Consider the following 20720-nt stretch of genomic DNA (forward strand, 5'->3'; position numbering starts at 1 on the left):
CGAGACGTCTACTGGCCGGCGCTTTGGGGGCAGAGTTTATAGCGCGAGAACGCATCGTTCCACCAAAAAACCCTCAGGGCGCCAACTCGAAAAACGCCTGAATCAAACGCAACGACCGGCGTCGCTCCATGCAGCCGAGCATGTGCCGGTTCAGCAACCCGTCGCCCTGGATCGGCACCGCGCGCACCCGCGGGTCCTGGCTGACCTCCATCGACGACACCACGCCCACACCCAACTCGGCGGCGACGGCCTCGGTTACCGCCTCGCGGCTGTCCAGTTCCAGCAACACCTTGGGCTGAACCTCGGCAGCCAGGCACGCATCGTCGAAGGTACGACGGGTGATGGAGTTGGGCTCGCGCAGCACCATGATCACTTCGTGCAGTTGCTTGAGCGCAATGCCCTCGGCCTGCGTCGCCCACGGATGCCCGGCCGGCACCAGCGCGCAAATGCGTGACTCGCTCAAAGGTTGCAAATGCAGGCCATTGCGCGGTTCCACTTCAGTCAGCACCGCCACATCCGCATGCTCGGACAGCAAGGCCGCGAGGGTTTCCTGGGCATTGCCCAGGCGCAGGTTGACCGTGATGCCGGGGTAGCGCGCACGCAGGCTGGCGATCATCGGCATGACCAGGTGCGGACCGTCCGCCGCCACTTCCAGGCGGCCGGTGAGCAGTTGCCGATTGGCCTCCAACAGCGCCTGCGCTTCGTCCACCAGGCCGAAGATCGCCCGAGTGATCGCCGCCAGGCGTGCGCCCTCCTCGGTCAATTCCACCCGCCGTGCCGTACGGCGCAACAGGGGAATCTGGTAGTACTCCTCCAGCGCCTTGATATGCCCGGTCACCGCCGGCTGACTGATAAACAGCCGCGCCGCAGCTCGGGTAAAGCTGCCTTCACGGGCTACCGCATCGAATGCGCGTAATTGAAACAGGTTCATGGTTATCGGCCTCACTGATAGCTCGCATAACAACAAACAATTTGATTGATAACAAGCCAAACTGCAATTTAGGCCCCGTAGCTTCACCCCCCGATGCCTGCGAGAACTTGCGATGAACACTGCCGCGCCGATCCTGCTGACCCCTGGCCCCCTGACCACATCCAGCCGCACCCGTCAGGCAATGCTGGTGGACTGGGGTTCATGGGATGACCGTTTCAACCAACTCACCGCCAGCGTCTGCACGCGACTGCTGGCAGTCCTCAACGGCGCGGACAGCCATCACTGCGTGCCTTTGCAAGGCAGCGGCACCTTTGCCGTCGAAGCGGCCATCGGCACCCTGGTTCCACGCAACGGCAAGGTACTGGTGCTGATCAACGGCGCCTACGGCAAGCGCCTGGCGAAGATCTGCGAAGTGCTGGGCCGCGACTTCAGCACCTTTGAAACCGCTGAAAATGAACCCACCACTGCCGCCGATGTGGACCGTTTGCTCCAAGCCGACAAGGGCACCACCCACGTCGCCTTGATCCACTGCGAAACCAGCACGGGCATTCTCAATCCATTACCGGAGATCGCCCAGGTCGTCAAAAACCACGGCAAACGCCTGATCATCGACGCCATGAGTTCCTTCGGCGCATTGCCCATTGATGCTCGCGACGTGCCGTTCGAAGCCTTGATCGCCGCCTCGGGCAAATGCCTGGAAGGCGTGCCCGGCATGGGTTTTGTCTTCGCCGAGAAGCAGGCACTGGCCGCCGCCCAAGGCAACTGCCATTCCCTGGCAATGGACCTGTTCGACCAGCACAGCTACAGGGTCAAGACCGGCCAATGGCGCTTCACCCCGCCGACCCACGTGGTCGCCGCCCTGCACGAGGCGCTGCTGCAATATCAGGAAGAAGGCGGCCTGCCTGCTCGAAACCAACGCTACACCGACAACTGCCAGGCGCTGCTGGACGGCATGGCCGAGCTCGGTCTGCGCAGCTTCCTGCCGGCCGCCATCCAGGCGCCGATCATCGTCACCTTCCACGCCCCGCAAGACCCGCACTACCAGTTCAAGGACTTCTATGAACGGGTCAAGGCCAAGGGCTTCATCTTGTACCCCGGCAAATTGACCCAGGTGGAGACCTTCCGCGTCGGCTGCATCGGTCACGTCGACGCCGCCGACATGGGCGCCGCCGTCAGTGCAATCGCTGAGGCTTTGCAGGCCATGGGCATCACCCTTACATCCATTGGAGCGCCCGCATGAACTATCAAAACCCCAACACCCTCCAGGCCGTCATCCTCGATTGGGCCGGCACCGTGGTCGACTTCGGCTCCTTCGCGCCAACCCAGATTTTTGTCGAGGCCTTTGCCGAGTTCGACGTGCAAGTCTCTATCGAAGAGGCCCGCGGCCCGATGGGCATGGGCAAGTGGGACCACATCCGCACCCTCTGCGACCAGCCGCAAGTTGCCGAGCGTTACCGCAAGGCGTTCGGCCGTACGCCCACTGACGACGACGTCACCGCCATCTACCAACGCTTCATGCCGTTGCAGATCGAGAAGATCGCCGAACACTCGGTGCTGATTCCTGGCGCCCTCGACACCCTTGCGCAACTGCGCAAGCAAGGCATCAGGATCGGCTCCTGCTCCGGCTATCCCAAGCAGGTAATGGACAAGGTCGTCGCCCTGGCTGCCACCAATGGCTACGTCGCCGACCATGTCGTCGCCACCGACGAAGTGCCCAACGGCCGCCCTTGGCCAGCCCAGGCCCTGGCCAACGTGATTGCACTGGGGATTGACGATGTAGCAGCGTGCGTGAAGGTCGACGACACCGTGCCCGGCATCCTTGAAGGGCGTCGCGCCGGGATGTGGACCGTCGCGCTGACCTGCTCCGGCAACGCCCTGGGCCTGACCCATGAACAGTTCCAAGCCCTGGATGCCACCACCCTGGCCAGCGAACGCACGCGCATCGAAGCGATGTTCGAAGGCTCGCGCCCGCATTACCTGATCGACACCATCACCGACCTGCCGGCAGTGATCGCCGATATCAACCAGCGCCTGGCACGCGGTGAAATGCCGCAAAGCCACTGATAGAGGTCAACACAACGGCATTCGCGTAGGGCAAATCGTTCAAAACAGGCATAGAGTAAAAGGACTCCGTCGCCAAAGAACGGAGGCTTGCCCTGATGAACGAGGAACCCAGCGATGCCGTGGAAAAATTCCGATACGCGCTACAGCACTATGTCGATTGCGCTGCACTGGTTGATGGTGGTGCTGCTGGCGCTGGTCTACGCCTGCATAGAGTTACGCGGCCAGTTCCCCAAAGGCAGCGGCGCCCGCACGCTGATCGTCGAGATGCACTTTATGTTCGGTCTCACGGTGTTTGTGCTGGTGTGGCTGCGCCTGTTTGCGCGCAGCCTGGGGGTAGCGCCGAAAATCCTACCGGCACCGCCGCAATGGCAACGCCTGCTGGCTACCCTGATGCACGCCGCGCTGTACGCCCTGATGATCGGCATGCCGATTGCGGGCTGGCTGATTGTCAGCGCCGAGGGGCATTCGGTGATGTTCTATGGCATGGAATTGCCGCCGCTGATTGGCGAGAACAAGGCCCTGGCCAAAGAGATTGAAAGCTGGCACGTGCTGTTCGGCAAGATCGGCTACTGGCTGATCGGGCTGCATGCCGTGGCGGGGATCTTTCATCATTATGTGATGCGCGATAACACGGCGCTGCGGATGATGCCGGGTAAGCGCGCTAGTCTGTAAACCCTCGCCGGCCTTGCAGGCCGCCGGTGTGCACGAAGATCAGGCGAGTGCCGGGCGCGATGTGGCCGGCCTCGATCTGCTGTTTCAAGGCCAGTAATGCCTTGCCGGTGTAGAGCGGTTCCAGCGGCACGCCGCAGGCTTGTTGCGTGGCCTCGATAAAGTCGAGCAACAACGGGTCGACCTTGGCGAAGCCGCCCCGGCTGGCGTCTAGCAAGTGATAGCCGCCCGCCACCAGGGCACTCACGTTTTGCGCCACACCATGACCATCCGGCACGGCCAGTGCGCCGTACACCGGATGGGCGCCCGCCTCTGCCAGCACCAGACCCGCCAGCGTGGTGCCGGTGCCCGCTGCCAGCCACCACCCGTCGTAATCGGCCCAGCCCAGCTTGCTCAATTGCGCACGGGCCTGCTCGACCAGCACCCCGCAGCCCATTGCCCCCTCCAACCCGCCGCCGCCCTCCGGCACGGGATACAGCTGGGGATATTGCTCACGCCAAGGCAACCAAAACCCCGGTTCATTGCGCGCGCGATAACCACCGTAACCGAGCCAATGCAGCTGCATACCGAACGCCTGCAAATCCTGGACGGTAGGCGTGTCTTGCGGATGGCCGCGCAGCAGGCCGACGGTGGCAAAGCCAAAACGCTTGCCCGCCGCCGCCAGTGCGTGCAGATGGTTGGAGTAGGCACCGCCGAGGCTGATAACGCCGCTGGCCCCGGCCCGTTGCGCCTGGGCCAGGTGTTCGGTGAGCTTGAACCACTTGTTGCCGCTGATCAGCGGGTCGATGCGGTCCAGGCGCAGCACGGCCAACTCGACGCCGTTCAGCCAATCCAGCGCCAAAGGTTCAAGGGGTGCATAGGGAAGCCAATCGAAGGGGCCCATCGGACGGGAACTGTATGAAAAACGGGGCGGTAGTCTAACACCGCCCCGCTCGGGGTTTTACAGCTCGGCGGCGAGGCGCGAGCCCTGGTTGATGGCACGCTTGGCATCCAGCTCGGCCGCCACGTCAGCACCGCCGATCAGGTGCACGTTCTGGCCGGCAGCGACGAGGCCGTCGTGCAATTCGCGCAACGGGTCCTGGCCGGCGCAGATGACGATGTTGTCCACCGCCAACAGCTTTGGCTCACCTTCGGCGCCGATGCGGATATGCAGACCGTCATCGTCGATCTTCAGGTACTCGACACTGTTGAGCATCTGCACCTGCTTGTTCTTCAAGCCGGTGCGGTGAATCCAACCGGTGGTTTTGCCCAGGCCGTCGCCGACCTTGGAGGCCTTGCGTTGCAGCAGGAAGACTTCACGTGCCGGCGCATGGCGCTCGGGTTTGATCCCGGCCACGCCGCCACGGGCTTGCAGTTGAGTGTCGATGCCCCACTCCTTCCAGAACGCTTCGCGATCCAGGCTGGTGGACACGCCCTGGTGGACGAGGAATTCGGATACGTCAAAACCAATACCGCCTGCGCCGATCACCGCGACGCGCTTACCTACTGGCTTGCGTTCGAGGATCACGTCCAGGTAGCTCAGCACCTTGGCATTGTCCACGCCGGGAATCGCCGGGGTACGCGGTGCGATGCCGGTGGCGAGGATGATCTCGTCGTAGCCGCCAGCCGCCAGTTGCGCCACATCCACACGGGTGTTGAGGCACAGCTCAACGTGGGTAGTCTGCAGCTTGCGCTTGAAGTAGCGCAGGGTTTCGAAGAACTCTTCCTTGCCCGGCACACGCTTGGCGATGTTGAACTGGCCGCCGATCTCGCTGGCCGAATCGAACAGCGTCACCTGGTGACCGCGCTCAGCCGCCACCGTGGCCGCAGCCAGACCCGCCGGGCCGGCGCCGACCACCGCAATCTTCTTGATCTGCTTGACCGGCAGGTAATTGAGCTCGGTCTCATAGCACGCGCGGGGGTTGACCAGGCAGGTGGTCAGCTTGCCGCCGAAGGTGTGGTCCAGGCAGGCCTGGTTGCAGCCGATGCAGGTGTTGATTTCATCGGCGCGGCCGGCGGCGGCTTTGTTGACGAACTCCGGGTCGGCAAGGAACGGCCGTGCCATCGAGACCATGTCCGCATCGCCTTCGGCGAGGATCTGCTCGGCGATTTCCGGGGTGTTGATGCGGTTGGTGGTGATCAACGGGATCTGCACCGCACCGCGCAACTTGGCCGTGACTTTGCTGAACGCGCCGCGTGGCACTTTGGTGGCGATGGTCGGGATACGCGCTTCATGCCAGCCGATCCCGGTATTGATAAGGGTCGCACCGGCCTGCTCGATGGCCTTGGCCAACTGCACGATTTCTTCCCAGGTGCTGCCGCCTTCCACCAGGTCGAGCATCGACAAACGGAAGATGATGATGAACTTCGGGCCGACCGCTTCGCGAACACGGCGCACGATTTCCACGGCGAGGCGCATGCGGTTTTCGTAGCTGCCACCCCAACGGTCGGTGCGGTGGTTGGTGTGGGCGGCGAGGAACTGGTTAATGAAATAACCTTCGGAGCCCATGATTTCCACGCCGTCGTACTCGGCGACCTGAGCCAGCAGCGAGCAGGTGACAAAATCCTGAATCTGCTTTTCGATGCCCTCTTCGTCCAACTCCTTGGGTTTGAACGGGTTGATCGGCGCCTGGATCGCGCTGGGCGCGACCTGCTTGGGGCTGTAGGCATAACGCCCGGCGTGGAGGATCTGCATGCAGATCTTGCCGCCCGCCTCGTGCACCGCGTGGGTGACGATCTTGTGCTTTTGTGCTTCTTCGTCGGTGGTCAGCTTGGCCGCACCAGCGTACACGCCGCCTTCATCATTCGGGCCAATCCCGCCGGTGACCATCAGGCCCACGCCGCCACGGGCGCGCTCGGCAAAATAAGCGGCCATGCGTTCGAAACCACCGGGTTTTTCTTCCAGGCCGGTGTGCATCGAGCCCATCAGGGTACGGTTGCGCAGCGTGGTAAAACCCAGGTCCAACGGGGCCAGCAGGTGCGGGTAGGCAGCAGCGGTCATGGTACAGCTCCACAACGGATCATCACGGGACGTGGAAGGCTCGAATGGCCTGCCATCGGTTTATGTCCCACAGACTAAGAGGCCATCCCCTACCGCTCAATGACCGAAACTCACAACTTATTGATCCAAATGCACAGCGCCCCTTGGCAAGCCTCTGCAGGGGCCCTACCCTAGTCAGCGAACCCTGCACCCGGTCTGTTGTCTGTTCCCCCATGCGTAAACTTCTAGCTTTTACCGTCACCCTGGCCCTGGTTGCCGCCATCGCCGCCTATCTGGTCTGGACCCAGGAGCGCCCCGTGGCGCATTACCTGTCGGACCTGCGCAGCACCGTCGCCGTCAACGAAGGCCAGCCTGCCGATCGCGGCAACCTGCTGGGCATCCAGCCGGAGCTGTTCCCCGCCGACTACCAGAGCCTGGAACGCCTGCACCTGAAGCTCGCGGCCTACCTGCAAAACGCCCGTGACCAAGGCCTGATCAACGACAAGACCATCGTGGTGTTACCTGAACACATTGGCACCTGGCTGATGCTCACTGGCGAGAAAAACGAGGTGTACCAGGCGCTGCATGTGAAGGACGCGATGCATTGGCTGTCGATCAGCAATCCGCTGCAGTTCCTGCGAGCCTGGATCAGCGCCACCGGCGATGACCGCACCAACGACGCCTACCTGCGCATGAAAGCCCCGGCCATGGCGCGTGACTACCAGGTGCTGTTCGGCGGCCTGGCCAAGGAGTTCGGGGTCACGGTGGTGGCCGGCTCCATCGCCCTGCCCAACCCGAGTGTGAGCCAGGGGCAACTCCAGGTCGGCCATGGCGCGCTGTACAACGCCAGCGTGGTGTTTGCGGCGGATGGCTTGCCCGTCGGCGATCTGCAACGCCAGCTCTACCCGATCTACGACGAGCGCGGCTTTATCGAGCCCGGTGATGAAAATGTCATCAGCGTGGTCGACACCCCGGCCGGGCGCCTCGGCGTGCTGGTGGGCAGTGACAGCTGGTACCCGGACAACTACCGCAAGCTTAACGAACAAGGCGCGCAGCTGATCGCGGTGCCAGCCTTTGTGCTCGGCCGCGACACCTGGGAACGTCCATGGCGTGGTTTTAAAAGTGTCTCCACACCCCAGGAAATCAGCCTCAAGCCCGAGGAACTCAGCGAAGGCGAAGCGTGGCGCCGCCTGACCTTGATCAGCCAGCAACCGATCAGCCAGGCCAGCGCCGGCATGAGCGTATTCCTGCGCGGGCAGTTCTGGGACCTGGGCACTGCCGGGCAAAGCTTCCTCAGCCACAACGGGCAGATCAGCGCCGACGGCGACGCCCGTGGCGCGCGCTTGCTGAATATCTGGCTGTAACGCGGTGAAGCCGGTGCGCCTGGGGGATCTGTCGGTAGGCTTCGTACATACCCTGGCCGATGCGATCCACAGCCACGGCCTGGATCCGCAGCCGCTATTGCTGCAATACGGCCTCGACCCGGCGCGCCTCGCCGAAGCCGGCGCGCGCTTGTCGATCCCACGTTATATGCGCCTGGGCCATGCGGCCATCCAACTGACCGGCAACCCTGGATTGGGTTTGCGCATGGGTCAACTCAGCCGCATGAGCCAGGCGGGCCTGGCCGGCGTCACTGCCGCCCAGGCGCCCAACGTCCGCGAAGCCGCCCGCACACTGACACGCTTTGAGCCGCTGTATGGCGCCAACTATCGCGGGCAATCGAGTTTTCACGAGGATGCCGAAGGCGCCTGGCTGCGTTTTTATTCCATCAGCCCCTACAACGCCTACAACCGCTTTGTGGTGGACTCGATCATTTCCAGCTGGCTGCATCAACTCGCCAGCCTGGCTCAACAACCGCTGCAGGCGCAACGCATCGAGATCGAGTTTGACGCCCCCGACTACAGCGAGCAGTACAGCCAATTGGGCGCGAGCCCGGTGCACTTCGGCGCCGAAGCCAACCAGGTGCGCCTGAGTCAATCGACCCTGGGCCTGCGCAACCCCCAGCATTGCCCGAGTACCTGGCAACTGCTACTGCAACTGTGTGAAAGGGAATTGGAGCAGTTGACCCGCACCCTCAGCCTGCGCGAGCGCATTACGCGGTTGCTCGGGCCGATGCTCAATGGCGGTCGGGAACCCGACCTGGAAGAAGTGGCGGCACGCTTGAAGCTGCCAACCTGGACACTGCGCCGAAAACTGGCCGAAGAAGGCACTCAGTTCCGGGCGATTCTCAACGATACCCGCCGCGACCTGGCCATGACCTACATTCGCGATACGGAACTGGTGTTCGGCGAGATCGCCTACTTGCTCGGTTTTGCCTCAGCCCAAGCGTTCCAGCGGGCCTTCAGGCGATGGAACAACCAGACCCCAGGGGAATTTCGCCGCAGTCAGCGGCATTCCGCCTGACGTCGGTCTTACAGCTCTGTTGCGTCGTCTGCAGGTTCCAGCGGGTCCAGCTCAATCGCGTGGTACTCAAGCAGTTCTTCCTGGTAATCGTCCATAGTGGGCTCCTTGTCTTGAATTAAAAGCGGCTGCCAGTAAATGACCTGCACAGCCAGCCTAAAGTGCCGTCATGACGAAAAAATGTCGACGTCATGACGTTCCTGCACTCCAGGATTAAACGTAGCAGCGTTATTCGGATTTAGCACTGAGGTGTTGAGGCGCGATTGCCATCGGGGGCAAGCCCCCTCCCACACTGGATCTGCATTACGTTTCGGACTTACCTCGGCCACGGTTTTGAACACCCGCCTCCATCGCCATTCCGGCGGCGCGCTCCAATGCATCTGCAAACCCCTGGCGCTGCTCCGGTTCGATCTGCGACAGGAACAATTCGTCCACCGTACTTTCGTAGATCTTCCACATTTTTTTGCGCAACGCTCGGCCGGCATCGGTGATCGACGCAAATGCCGCGCGGCCATCGCCGTCGGAGCGCGAACGCACCACCAGGCCGTCCTTTTCCAGGCGGTCTACCAGGCGCGTGAGGTTATAGCGCTCAATAGCCAGCACATCGGCCAGTTCGTGCATGCGGCGGGTGCCGTCGGGGCCGCTTTCCATGCCCCACAAGGCGTCATACCAGGCATACGGCGGCAGGTCCGCCGCGGCCAGCCGGCGCTCGATTTCACGGATGACCGTCCTGTGGGCCCTGACAAAACGGAACCATACATCGGGCTCTTTCGACGACATGCAACACCATCCGGTGGATTTCAAGAAGGTTGCAATAGTAGCTCATCCCGCGCTAAATTCGCCCATGTAGTTGCAATTGCAACAACTTTTGGCGGCGCTCCCACAAGGAGCCCGCCACTTGAAATCCGCCTATCCTGGAGCCTCACATGACCCCGAATAACGCAGTCGGACGCGACGCAGATCCACAGGAAACCCGCGAGTGGCTGGAGTCCATCGAGTCGGTGCTGTCCGCCGAAGGCCGCCCGCGTGCCCATTACCTGATCGATCAGTTGCTGGACTTCGACGTAGCGCGGCATGGCGACTTCTACGGGCGGGTGACCACGCCTTACGTCAATACCATCGCGGTGGATCGCCAGTTGCCCTACCCCGGCAACCTGGCCATCGAACGCCGCACCAATGCGTTTATCCGTTGGAACGCCATGGCCATGGTGCTGCGCGCAGGCAAACACTCCGGGGTAGGTGGGCATATTGCTACTTATGCGTCAGCCGCTGTGCTGTATGACGTCGGTTTCGACCACTTCTTCCGTGGCCGCACCGACAGCTTCGACGGCGACCTGGTGTACATTCAGGGACACTCGTCGCCGGGCATCTACGGCCGCGCCTACCTCGAAGGCCGCATCAGCGAAGCACAGCTGGACAACTTCCGCCGCGAAGCCGGTGGCGAAGGTATTTCGTCCTACCCCCACCCACGCCTGATGCCGGACTTCTGGCAATTTCCCACTGTGTCCATGGGGCTCGGGCCAATCACGGCGGCCTATCAGGCGCGCTTTATGCGCTACCTGGAGTTTCGTGACCTCAAGCAACATCAGGGCCGCAAGGTGTGGGCATTTCTCGGTGATGGCGAAATGGACCAACCAGAATCCCTGGCCGCTATCTCCCTGGCCGGCCGCGAGAAGCTCGACAACCTGATCTTCGTGGTCAACTGCAACCTGCAACGCCTGGATGGCCCGGTACGCGGCAATGCCAAGGTAATCCAGGAGTTCGAAAGCCTGTACCGCGCCGCCGGCTGGAATGTGATCAAAGTGATCTGGGGCGGCGGCTGGGATGCATTGCTGGAAAAGGACACAAGCGGTCTGTTGCGCCAACGCATGATGGAATGCGTGGACGGTGACTATCAGAACTACAAATCCCAGAACGGCGCCTACGTACGCGAACACTTTTTCGGCAAATACCCGGAGTTGCTGGCACTGGTTGCGGACCTGTCCGATGACGATATCTGGAAACTCTCACGGGGCGGCCATGACCCGGACAAGGTCTACAACGCCTATGCCGCCGCCGTGCGTCACAGTGGCCAACCCACGGTGATCCTGGCAAAAACGGTAAAGGGCTTTGGCATGGGCGAAGCCGGCGAAGGCCAGAACATCAACCACCAACTTAAGAAGATGGGCGCCGATGCCGTCAAGGCCTTCCGCGACCGCTTCGGCCTGGAAGTGCCGGACGAGCAACTCGCTGATATTCCGTACCTCAAGCCCCCAGCCGACAGCGAAGAAGCCCGCTACTTCGCCGCACGGCGCCAGGCCCTGGGTGGGTATGTACCCGCGCGCCACACTGCGGTCGAATCGTTGCAGATCCCCGAACTGAGCGCCTTCGCCACTCAACTCAAGGACACTGGTGAGCGCGCGATTTCCACCACCATGGCCTTCGTGCGCATCCTCGGCACCCTGCTCAAGGACCCGCACCTGGGCAAGCTGATCGTGCCTATCGTGCCGGACGAGTCGCGCACCTTCGGCATGGAAAGCCTGTTCCGTCAGATCGGCATCCACTCCGCCGTCGGCCAGCTCTACACCCCACAGGACTCCGGCCAGTTGAGCTATTACAAGGAGAGCAAGGACGGACAGATCATGCAGGAAGGTCTGAATGAGTCCGGCGCGATTTCCTCGTGGATCGCGGCCAGTACGTCCTACAGCAACCACGGCCTGATGACCGTGCCGTTCTATATCTTCTATTCGATGTTCGGTTTCCAGCGCGTCGGCGACCTGGCCTGGGCGGCAGGCGATGCACGGGCACGCGGTTTCCTGCTGGGCGCCACCGCCGGACGCACCACGCTGATGGGCGAAGGCTTGCAGCATGACGACGGACATAGCCATATCCTCTCGTCGGTGATTCCGTGCTGCATCTCCTATGACCCGACCTTTGCCTACGAACTGGCGGTAATTATTCGCGAGGGCATGCGGCGCATGTACGTCGAGCAGGAAGACATTTACTACTACATCACCCTGCTCAACGAAAACTACCCGCACCCGGCGATGCCCGAGGGCGTGGAACACGGCATTCTCAAGGGCATGTACCTGCTCAGCGCCAGCCCTCAGGCACAGGTACAACTGATGGGCAGTGGCTCGATCCTGCGAGAAGTGATCGCCGCCGCTGAACTGCTGGCCAACGACTTCGGCGTGCAAAGCAATGTGTGGAGTGTGACCAGCCTCACCGAGTTGCGCCGTGACGGGCATGCGGCCGAACGCTGGAACCTGCTGCACCCGGAAAGTGAGCCGCGCGTAAGTTATGCAGAGCAATGCCTGGCCGGGCAAACGGGGCCAGTGGTGGTGGCGACGGACTACATGAAACTGTTCGCCGATCAGATTCGTCCGTTCGTGCCGGGACGGCGCTTTATCGCGTTGGGCACCGATGGTTTCGGGCAATCGGACACCCGGGAAACACTACGGGAGTTTTTTGAGGTGGACCGGTATTTCGTCGCGCTGGCAGCCTTGAAGGCACTGGCCGATGACAACGTGATCGGTCGCGATAAAGTCAGTGAGGCGATCAAGCGCTACGGGATCAACGTCGACAAGGCCGACCCCGTAGCAGTCTGATCTACTGCGCAGGCGTCGGCAGGGGCGGAATGGCTTCGGTCGGTGCCGGCAGGTCCGGATGGGTCGGTGCTGGCGTTGGCGTCGGTGCCGGCTCTTCCTGCGGCGCAATGGGCGCAGGCTCTGCCGGTGGTGCCACCGGTTCCGACGCAGCAGGCTCTTCCTTTGGCGCCTCGACCTTCTCGACCAGCGGTGCCGCCTTGGGCTCCGGCACACCCAGGTCAGCCTTGGGCTGCTCGGGAATATGCTCGGCCTTCTTCACTTCCTGGGGCAGGAACACGTCCACCAGCGCGAAGTAACGCTCGTAGAACTTCGGCGCGGACACCGTCTCACTGGCCACCTTGACCATCGAGTCATCGGTGGAGCCGATCGGCATCGACACCGATCCCAGTACGCCCACACCCAGGCTCGCGGAGTTGTTGACCTTCTTCAGCGCGTAACGGTCCTGCAGGGCGTTGGCGAACATCGTCGAATGGTTGGTGCCTTTGCCATCGTCGGCACACACCACGTTGAAGCTGATCTGCAGATGGGTTTCGCCGGTCTGCTGGAAGCTTTTGTTACCGACGACGACCTTGGGATCGCTGCTGGTGATGATGTAGCCCTGGCTCAGCAAGGCACGCCGGGCCGCTTCGCACGCCGCGGCATCACTGACCGGGTAATCCCTGGAAAACGTGCCGGAGTCGTCGAAACTCTCATGTTCATAAATAGCGGGTTTGGGTGACGAGCAGCCCGCGGCGCCCGCCAACACCAGCGCCAGCCCGAGGCTACGCAAGTGAAATGATGTCGACATCGATAATCCTGAAGAAAACAGTCCGGGCGGTATTGTGCAACAGAACGAGGCCTTGGCGCGCACATTCCTGTCGGTAAAACGTCACAGGGCTACAGCATGGCGACTGTAGGAAAAAGCCCTGCGCACATATGATCTATAAACACGCGCAACTTGGTCGAAGCATGGCGACTTGATGGCCACAACATCCAGAAACTGCCACGGTGCTCCAGATAATCATCCAGCACCCGTTGCAGTCGTCCCTCGCGCACCGCCTGGTTGACCATGTAGTCGGGCAGGCAAGCAATCCCCAGCCCTTCGTGGACCACATGGTTGAGCGACTCAATAGTGGTGCTGGCCAGCGAAGTGCGCAACGTCAGTTCGCCAGCACCGGGCTCCAGGCGCAACGGCCAGGGTTCCAGCTTACCGGTGGCGCAGAACTTGTGACGCAGGCAGGCGTGTCCATTTAAATGCTGGGGTTGTTGCGGCGTGCCGTGCTGCACGAAGTACGCCGGCGTGCCCACCAGCACCAGTTGGTAATGCCCCAGATGACGGGCCATCAAGCGCGAATCTTCCGGCTTGCCGGTACGAATTACCGCATCGAACCCTTCCTCGATCACGTCCACCATGCGGTCGGAAAAATCCACATCCAGCTCGATATCCGGGTACGCACGCATGAAGTCACTGAGCACCGGCATCAGCAGGCCGCGCACTTGTGGCACGCTGATGCGCAACTTGCCCCGAGGCGTGGCACTGGCTTCGGTCAACTCGCGCTCCGCCGCTTCGACTTCGGCCAGAATCCGCCGTGAACGCTCAAGGAACAGCGCGCCCTCTCCCGTCAGGGTAATGCTGCGTGTACTGCGATGAAACAGCCGCACACCCAGACGCTCTTCCATCCGCGCAATGCTTTTGCCCACGGCCGAAGACGACACACCCAATAGCCGCCCGGCGACGGTAAAGCTGCGGGTCTCCGCCACCTGCACAAATACCGACAGGCTGCCCAAACTGTCCATGATCCTGCCTCAGCTGATTACGGACATCCACGTCCGATAAGTTCGGAACCTTAGCCTGTTTTTCCATCGGTCACAGCCCCCTACTCTGCTGGCTTGCCCTTTCGCATGGAAACAGCGCTATGAGCTCTAACGCTTCACTGGCTGATGCCGCCGCCACAGCCCGACACGAATCCCTGCCTTTGGGCGGCCTGCTGGCCCTGGCCTCGGCGGGATTCATCACCATCCTCACCGAAGCCATGCCCGCCGGGCTGCTACCGCAGATGGGCGAAGGCCTCTGCGTGTCGCCAGCACTGGTTGGCCAACTGGTCACCCTCTACGCCCTTGGATCGTTATTGGCAGCCATCCCACTCACGCTGCTGACCCGAGGTTGGCGCAGACGTCCGCTGCTACTGATCGCCATCGGCGGCTTTGCCTTGGTCAACAGCGTAACGGCCTTCTCCAGCCACTATGGGCTGACGCTGGTGGCGCGTTTTTTTGCCGGGGTGTTTGCCGGGCTGCTTTGGGCGCTATTGGCGGGTTACGCCAGCAGAATGGTCGCGCCACATTTGCAAGGCCGGGCAATCGCCGTGGCAATGCTCGGCGCACCACTGGCCTTGTCCCTGGGCGTGCCAGCGGGAACCTGGCTCGGTGCGGCCGTTGGCTGGCGACTGAGCTTTGCGATCATGACCGGCCTCACGCTGCTGCTGCTGATATGGGCTCGCTGGCAACTGCCCGACTTCGCGGGTCAACCGACGGGCAAGCGCCTGGGATTACGCCAAGTACTTGCATTGCCCGGCATCCGCCCTGTGTTGTGGGTGACCTTTACCTACGTCTTGGCCCACAACATTCTCTATACCTACATCGCTCCATTGCTGGTGCCCGCCGCACTTGCCACCGACATCGACCGGGTGCTGCTGGTGTTTGGCCTCGCCGCGCTGCTGAGCATCTGGCTGACCGGGGTATTGATTGACCGGTGGCTGCGCACACTGCTGCTGATCAGTTGCGCATTGTTTGGCCTGATCGGCTTGGCGCTGGTGGTCTGGATCGACGTGCCGGTGGCGGTCTACATCGCTGTCGCGTTATGGGGCCTGGCGTTCGGCGGTCTGCCGGCTTTGCTGCAAACAGCGCTGGCCAAATCAGCAGGGGAATCGGCGGATGCCGCGCAGTCGATGCTGGTGACCGTGTGGAACCTGGGAATTGCTGGCGGCGGCCTGATAGGCGGCCTCCTGCTGCAGCGCTGGGGCGTCAGTGCGTTCCCGTGGGCGGTGGTGGGATTGATGCTCCTGGCCGTGGCCAAGCACCGATAAAACAGTGGACATAAAAAACCCCCGGTCTTTTCAGGCCGGGGGTTTTTTATTCAAACCGCCATCAGAACTTCTTGATGTCAGCCTGGGTTTCCAACTGCTTGCGGTACGCCGCGAAGTCTTGCTGGCCGACACGGGAAGCGAGGTATTGGCGGTATTGCGCCTTTTCTTCGTCCGATGGGGCTGCAGCTTCATTCACACCGTTCAAGCGCACGATCGCCAGGCTACCGTCAGCCAGGGTCACGGTGGTGAAGGTCGGCTTGTCCTTGGCCGCAGGCTTAGGCATGCGGAACAGGGCTTGCAGCACGGCAGGATCGATCGCTTCCGCACTGCGGCTAGCCGCTTCAGTGACTTTCCACGCCTGGCCGTCAACCGGTTGGTTCAGCGGCGTCTTGCCATCACGCAGGCTGGCGATCAGCTCGTCAGCGTGAGTCTTGGCAGCCGCGCTGGCGCGCTCCTTGGCCATCTGGGTGCGGATTGCCGCGGCAACGCTTTCCAGCGGCAGTTGCGCCGGTTTGCGGTGCTCTTTGGCACGCAGCACGATGATGGTTTCCGGGTCCAGCTCAATGGCGGTGCTGTTGGCACCTTCATCCAGCACTTCCGGGCTGAACGCTGCGGTGACCACGGCACGGTTGGCCGCAACACCTTCGCCACCTTCACGGCCAAACGGCGCGGAGGTGTGCACGGTCAGCTTCAGGTCGGAGGCAGGTTGAGCCAGGTCCGACGCTTCGAATGCCGCATCTTCCAATTGCTTGGTCGCTTCGACAAAACGCTGTTCAACCTGCTGTGCCTTGAGCTCGCGGGTCAGCTTGTCTTTCAGGCTGGCGAACGATGGCACTTCAGGCGCCTCAACGCCCAGCAACTTGATCAGATGCAAACCGAAGGTAGTGCGCACTGGCGCCGACACCTGGTCTTGCTTCAAGCCGTACAGCGCGGTTTCGAAGTCCGGGTCATAAACGCCGGGGCCCGCAAAGCCGAGGTCACCGCCATTGTTGGCCGAACCTGGGTCCTGGGAGAACTCCTTGGCCAGGGCTTCGAACTTCTCACCCTTGGCCAGGCGCGCCTGGATGTCTTCGATCTTGGCCTTGGCTTGCGCCTCGGTGACCTTGTCATTGACTTCAATCAGGATGTGCGCGGCACGACGCTGTTCAGCGAGGTTGGCGGTTTCCTTCTCGTAGGCAGCCTGCAGCTCATCGTCCTTGACGTTGACCTGGTCGAAGAAGGAAGACTTCTTCAATTCCAGATAGTCGATGACCACCTGGTCCGGGGTCATGAACTCTTTGGCGTGCTGGTCGTAGTAAGCCTTGACCTCGTCGTCGGTGAGTTTCACCGCCGCAGGGTTGGCCTTGATGTTGACGGTGGCGAAATCGCGGGTCTGTTTTTCCAGACGGGCGAATGCGAGCACTTCGGCATCGGTGACGAAACCGCTGCCGGCAATGCCTGCGCGAACCTGGCCGATCAGCATTTCCTGGGTCATCATCTGACGGAACTGCAGACGGCTGTAGCCCAACTGACGGATCACCTGGTCAAAGCGTTCGGCGCTGAACTTGCCGTCGACCTGGAATTCCGGCGTTTGCAGGATCACTTGGTCCAATGCAGCTTCAGAGAAACCGAACTTGGAATCGGCGGCGCCTTGCAGCAGCAGCTTGCGATCGATCAGGCCTTTGAGGGCCGCTTCGCGCAGCAGTTTTTCGTCCAGCAGCGAAGCATCGAAATCCTTGCCCAACTGTTGCATCAGCTGGCGACGTTGCATGTCGACGGCCTGGCTCAGCTCGGTCTGGGTGATTTCTTCACCGTTGACCTTGGCCACGTCCTGCTTGTTATTACCCGAAGCCTGGAAAATGGCCTCGATACCGGTGAACGCCATCAATGCGACGATGATCCCGATAATGGTCTTGGCAATCCAGCCTTGTGAATTGTCCCTGATATTTTGCAGCATGCGTCCCCCAGAAACGGTTGAACTTCAAAAATTGGCAACCGTGGAGCGTGGGTAGAGTCCGGATAGAAGAAAGGCGCATCCGAGGATGCGCCTTCTCGTAACTGGCGGAGCGGACGGGGGTTTGAACCTGCACCCCCGGCGTGGCGACCCAATGGATAGGTGGGTCAGCTGCCGCTCCGCTGCCAGGCCAGACCTGCGTCCGACCCGGGTAGCAAAGGCTTGATCGAAGCTTAGTTGACGGCTTCTTTCAGGGCTTTACCGGCTTTGAAACCTGGTTTCTTGGCAGCAGCGATTTCCAGTGCTTTGCCAGTCTGTGGGTTGCGGCCAGTGCGAGCTGGGCGGTCAGTCACAGAGAAAGTACCGAAGCCTACCAGTACCACGGAGTCGCCGGCCTTCAGAGCGCCAGTGACGGATTCGATTACTGCATCCAGCGCACGGCCAGCAGCAGCTTTCGGGATATCAGCGGATGCAGCGATAGCATCAATCAGTTCCGACTTGTTCACTCTAAGTCCCCTTATATATCTATTGAGTATGATTCTAAGTTTTTTGGTAAACAGCAAAAATCAGTGCTGAATGGCCTACAGACACTTAAGAGCCGCTTTATAACAAGGGCTCTAAAAAGCTGTCAAGGAAGCCACCAGGCTTATTCACATTAATGCGTGCTAATTCTTTCCTTGGAATCAGACTCTCGTTTTTCGTCCTTGGCAACTATCTCCGGGGCCACATCCGGCAAGGGCTCCGGCGCGTATTGCAGCGCAATTTGCAGGACCTCGTCAATCCATTTAACCGGTTTAATCTGAAGATCCTGCTTGATGTTGTCAGGAATTTCCTTCAAGTCGCGAACATTCTCTTCAGGAATGATCACGGTCTTGATACCACCCCGATGTGCGGCAAGCAATTTCTCTTTCAGACCACCGATCGCCAATACCTGACCACGCAAGGTGATTTCCCCCGTCATGGCCACATCGGCACGCACCGGAATGCCGGTCAATGCCGACACCAGCGCCGTGCACATGCCTACGCCAGCGCTGGGGCCGTCTTTAGGCGTCGCCCCTTCCGGCATGTGGATGTGGGTGTCGTGCTTCTCGTGGAAGTCCAGGGGAATCCCCAGGCTCCTGGCGCGGCTGCGCACCACGGTCTGCGCGGCGGTGATGGATTCGACCATCACGTCACCCAGGGAACCGGTCTTGATCAATTGGCCTTTACCCGGAATCACCGCGGCTTCGATGGTCAGCAACTCGCCGCCCACCTGGGTCCACGCCAGGCCAGTCACCTGCCCTACCTGATCCTGCTGCTCGGCCAGGCCGTAGCGGAATTTCTTCACGCCCAGGAAGTGCTCCAGGGAGTCGGCCACGACCTTCACCGAGAAGCGTTTTTCCAGCGCGTGCTCTTTGACCGCCTTGCGGCAAATCTTCGCGATCTGGCGCTCAAGGCCCCGTACACCGGCCTCGCGGGTGTAGTAACGCACGATGTCGCGGATCGCTTCGATGTCAAATTCGATCTCGCCCTTCTTCAGGCCATTGGCCGAAATCTGCTTGGGCGCGAGGTATTTGACCGCGATATTGATCTTCTCGTCTTCGGTGTAGCCCGGCAGACGAATCACCTCCATCCGGTCCAGCAAGGCCGGTGGAATGTTCATGGAATTGGAGGTGCACAGGAACATTACGTCGGACAAGTCGTAGTCGACTTCCAGGTAATGGTCGTTGAAGTTGTGGTTTTGTTCAGGGTCGAGCACTTCCAGCAACGCCGATGCCGGATCGCCACGCATGTCGCTGCCCATTTTGTCGATTTCATCGAGCAGGAACAGCGGATTGCGCACTCCCACTTTTGTCATCTTTTGAATCAATCTTCCTGGCATCGAACCGATGTAAGTCCGGCGATGACCACGGATTTCCGCCTCGTCACGCACACCACCGAGGGCCATGCGTACGAATTTGCGGTTGGTGGCACTGGCAATCGACTCGGCCAGGGAGGTTTTACCGACCCCCGGAGGACCAACCAGGCACAACACCGGACCACGAATTTTCTTCACACGCTTTTGCACGGCGAGGTATTCGAGGATCCGTTCTTTGACTTCTTCGAGGCCATAGTGATCGGCGTCGAGAATTTCTTCGGCACGGGTCAGGTCCAGACGCACCTTGGTCTGAGCCTTCCACGGCACCTGCACCAGCCAGTCAATGTACGAACGCACCACAGTGGCTTCAGCGGACATCGGCGACATCTGCTTGAGCTTGTTCAGCTCGGCATTGGCCTTGGTCAGGGCGTCTTTCGGCAGGCCGGCGGCATCGATGCGCTTTTTCAGCTCTTCGATTTCGTTGTGGCCATCCTCGCTGTCGCCGAGCTCTTTCTGAATGGCCTTCATCTGCTCATTCAGGTAGTACTCGCGCTGGCTGCGCTCCATTTGCTTCTTCACACGACCACGGATGCGCTTTTCAACCTGCAACAGGTCGATCTCCGCATCCAGCAACGCCAGCACGTGTTCAACACGGGCCGACAGGTCGATGATTTCGAGGATGTCTTGCTTTTGCTCGATCTTCAGCGCCATGTGCGCGGCCATGGTGTCGACCAGGCGGCTTGGCTCATCAATGCTGTTGAGGGAAGACAGGACTTCAGCCGGGACTTTCTTGCCCAGCTGCACATACTGCTCGAACTGCGAGAGCAGGCTGCGTACAAAAACCTCGGATTCGCGCTCAGGGGCTTCGACTTCGTCGATCAGCGCCACTTCGGCGCGCAGGTGACCATCCACCTCCATGAAACGCTCTACCGCCCCACGTTGCTCGCCTTCCACCAGCACCTTGACGGTGCCATCAGGCAGTTTCAGCAGTTGCAGAACGGTGGCAATGGTACCGACGCGATACAGGGCATCTTCGCCTGGATCATCATCAGCAGGATTTCTCTGGGCCAACAGCAGGATCTGCTTGTCGCCCGTCATCGCTGCCTCAAGGGCTTCGATAGACTTCTCGCGCCCCACGAACAGCGGGATAACCATGTGCGGATAGACGACGACATCACGCAACGGCAGGAGAGGCAATTCAATGGTTGTCTTCATGATTTCGCCTCTATGACAGTTCAAAAATAAGCTTGAAACCAAGATGGGGGCTGCATGCAAAAA

16 protein-coding genes are annotated in these 20720 nt (G+C 61.0%); 7 read left to right on the top strand and 9 right to left on the bottom strand.

Annotation, left to right across the window (positions count from 1 at the left end; translation table 11 throughout):
- Positions 1 to 73 precede the first annotated feature (73 nt).
- On the bottom strand, positions 74 to 931 hold the full coding sequence (locus EJD88_RS03230; RefSeq protein WP_099586658.1) for a LysR substrate-binding domain-containing protein: 858 nt from the start codon (positions 929 to 931) through the stop codon (positions 74 to 76).
- A 112-nt stretch (positions 932 to 1043) separates the two neighbouring features.
- On the opposite strand from EJD88_RS03230, the gene EJD88_RS03235 reads away from it, so the two are divergent.
- From EJD88_RS03235 to EJD88_RS03245, 3 genes are all read left to right on the top strand, one after another.
- Positions 1044 to 2171 carry a 2-aminoethylphosphonate--pyruvate transaminase gene (locus EJD88_RS03235; RefSeq protein ID WP_158876789.1) on the top strand — a complete coding sequence of 376 codons (1128 nt, stop codon included), beginning with the start codon at positions 1044 to 1046 and terminating at the stop codon, positions 2169 to 2171.
- Positions 2168 to 2995 (top strand): phosphonoacetaldehyde hydrolase, encoded by an 828-nt coding sequence (phnX, locus tag EJD88_RS03240; protein WP_158876791.1) that lies wholly within the window; start codon positions 2168 to 2170, stop codon positions 2993 to 2995. The genes EJD88_RS03235 and phnX overlap by 4 nt, the downstream gene beginning before the upstream one ends.
- 114 nt (positions 2996 to 3109) lie before the next feature.
- Positions 3110 to 3667: a cytochrome b gene (locus tag EJD88_RS03245; protein ID WP_158876793.1), complete on the top strand. Its 558-nt coding sequence runs from the start codon at positions 3110 to 3112 to the stop codon at positions 3665 to 3667.
- On the opposite strand, the gene EJD88_RS03250 is transcribed toward EJD88_RS03245, so the two are convergent.
- Together EJD88_RS03250 and EJD88_RS03255 are read right to left on the bottom strand one after the other, a co-directional pair.
- Entirely contained in the window at positions 3657 to 4547 is an 891-nt protein-coding gene (locus EJD88_RS03250; protein WP_158876795.1) for a 1-aminocyclopropane-1-carboxylate deaminase/D-cysteine desulfhydrase, read from the bottom strand. The two genes, EJD88_RS03245 and EJD88_RS03250, sit on opposite strands and share 11 nt — an antisense overlap.
- A gap of 57 nt (positions 4548 to 4604) precedes the next feature.
- Positions 4605 to 6644: an NADPH-dependent 2,4-dienoyl-CoA reductase gene (locus EJD88_RS03255; protein ID WP_112196007.1), complete on the bottom strand. Its 2040-nt coding sequence runs from the start codon at positions 6642 to 6644 to the stop codon at positions 4605 to 4607.
- A gap of 212 nt (positions 6645 to 6856) precedes the next feature.
- Here EJD88_RS03255 and EJD88_RS03260 point away from each other — a divergent pair, with 212 nt between their 5' ends.
- Together EJD88_RS03260 and EJD88_RS03265 are read left to right on the top strand one after the other, a co-directional pair.
- Complete coding sequence (locus EJD88_RS03260) at positions 6857 to 7987, top strand: carbon-nitrogen hydrolase family protein (RefSeq protein WP_112196008.1); 1131 nt, start codon at positions 6857 to 6859, stop codon at positions 7985 to 7987.
- A gap of 4 nt (positions 7988 to 7991) precedes the next feature.
- Positions 7992 to 9026, top strand: coding sequence for an AraC family transcriptional regulator (locus tag EJD88_RS03265; RefSeq protein WP_158876797.1), 1035 nt, complete (start codon positions 7992 to 7994; stop codon positions 9024 to 9026).
- A 300-nt stretch (positions 9027 to 9326) separates the two neighbouring features.
- On the opposite strand, the gene EJD88_RS03270 is transcribed toward EJD88_RS03265, so the two are convergent.
- Positions 9327 to 9803: a MarR family winged helix-turn-helix transcriptional regulator gene (locus EJD88_RS03270; protein WP_158876799.1), complete on the bottom strand. Its 477-nt coding sequence runs from the start codon at positions 9801 to 9803 to the stop codon at positions 9327 to 9329.
- Positions 9804 to 9949: 146 nt separating this feature from the next.
- Here EJD88_RS03270 and aceE point away from each other — a divergent pair, with 146 nt between their 5' ends.
- Positions 9950 to 12610 carry a pyruvate dehydrogenase (acetyl-transferring), homodimeric type gene (aceE, locus tag EJD88_RS03275; RefSeq protein ID WP_158876801.1) on the top strand — a complete coding sequence of 887 codons (2661 nt, stop codon included), beginning with the start codon at positions 9950 to 9952 and terminating at the stop codon, positions 12608 to 12610.
- A gap of 1 nt (position 12611) precedes the next feature.
- Here aceE and EJD88_RS03280 read toward each other — a convergent pair whose 3' ends face one another.
- A complete protein-coding gene (locus tag EJD88_RS03280; protein WP_158876803.1) occupies positions 12612 to 13397 on the bottom strand; it encodes a DUF2242 domain-containing protein in 786 nt (261 codons plus the stop codon).
- Between the two features lie 89 nt (positions 13398 to 13486).
- The gene (locus tag EJD88_RS03285; protein ID WP_158876805.1) at positions 13487 to 14386 is read right to left on the bottom strand and encodes a LysR substrate-binding domain-containing protein; all 900 of its coding nucleotides are present in this window, start codon (positions 14384 to 14386) and stop codon (positions 13487 to 13489) included.
- 119 nt (positions 14387 to 14505) lie between these two features.
- Here EJD88_RS03285 and EJD88_RS03290 point away from each other — a divergent pair, with 119 nt between their 5' ends.
- Entirely contained in the window at positions 14506 to 15672 is a 1167-nt protein-coding gene (locus EJD88_RS03290; RefSeq protein ID WP_158876807.1) for an MFS transporter, read from the top strand.
- A 61-nt stretch (positions 15673 to 15733) separates the two neighbouring features.
- Here the strand turns inward: EJD88_RS03290 and EJD88_RS03295 are convergent, their stop codons facing one another.
- The 3 genes from EJD88_RS03295 to lon all read right to left on the bottom strand — a co-directional run bounded on the left by EJD88_RS03295 (position 15734) and on the right by lon (position 20657).
- On the bottom strand, positions 15734 to 17608 hold the full coding sequence (locus EJD88_RS03295) for a SurA N-terminal domain-containing protein (RefSeq protein ID WP_112196014.1): 1875 nt from the start codon (positions 17606 to 17608) through the stop codon (positions 15734 to 15736).
- A gap of 230 nt (positions 17609 to 17838) precedes the next feature.
- Positions 17839 to 18111, bottom strand: a complete 273-nt coding sequence (locus EJD88_RS03300; RefSeq protein WP_099586644.1) for an HU family DNA-binding protein — start codon at positions 18109 to 18111, stop codon at positions 17839 to 17841.
- 149 nt (positions 18112 to 18260) lie between these two features.
- The gene (gene lon, locus EJD88_RS03305; protein ID WP_122306535.1) at positions 18261 to 20657 is read right to left on the bottom strand and encodes an endopeptidase La; all 2397 of its coding nucleotides are present in this window, start codon (positions 20655 to 20657) and stop codon (positions 18261 to 18263) included.
- Positions 20658 to 20720: the final 63 nt, after the last annotated feature.

Source organism: Pseudomonas sp. PB105 (genome assembly GCF_009764655.1).
Taxonomy (GTDB): domain Bacteria; phylum Pseudomonadota; class Gammaproteobacteria; order Pseudomonadales; family Pseudomonadaceae; genus Aquipseudomonas; species Aquipseudomonas cyclaminis.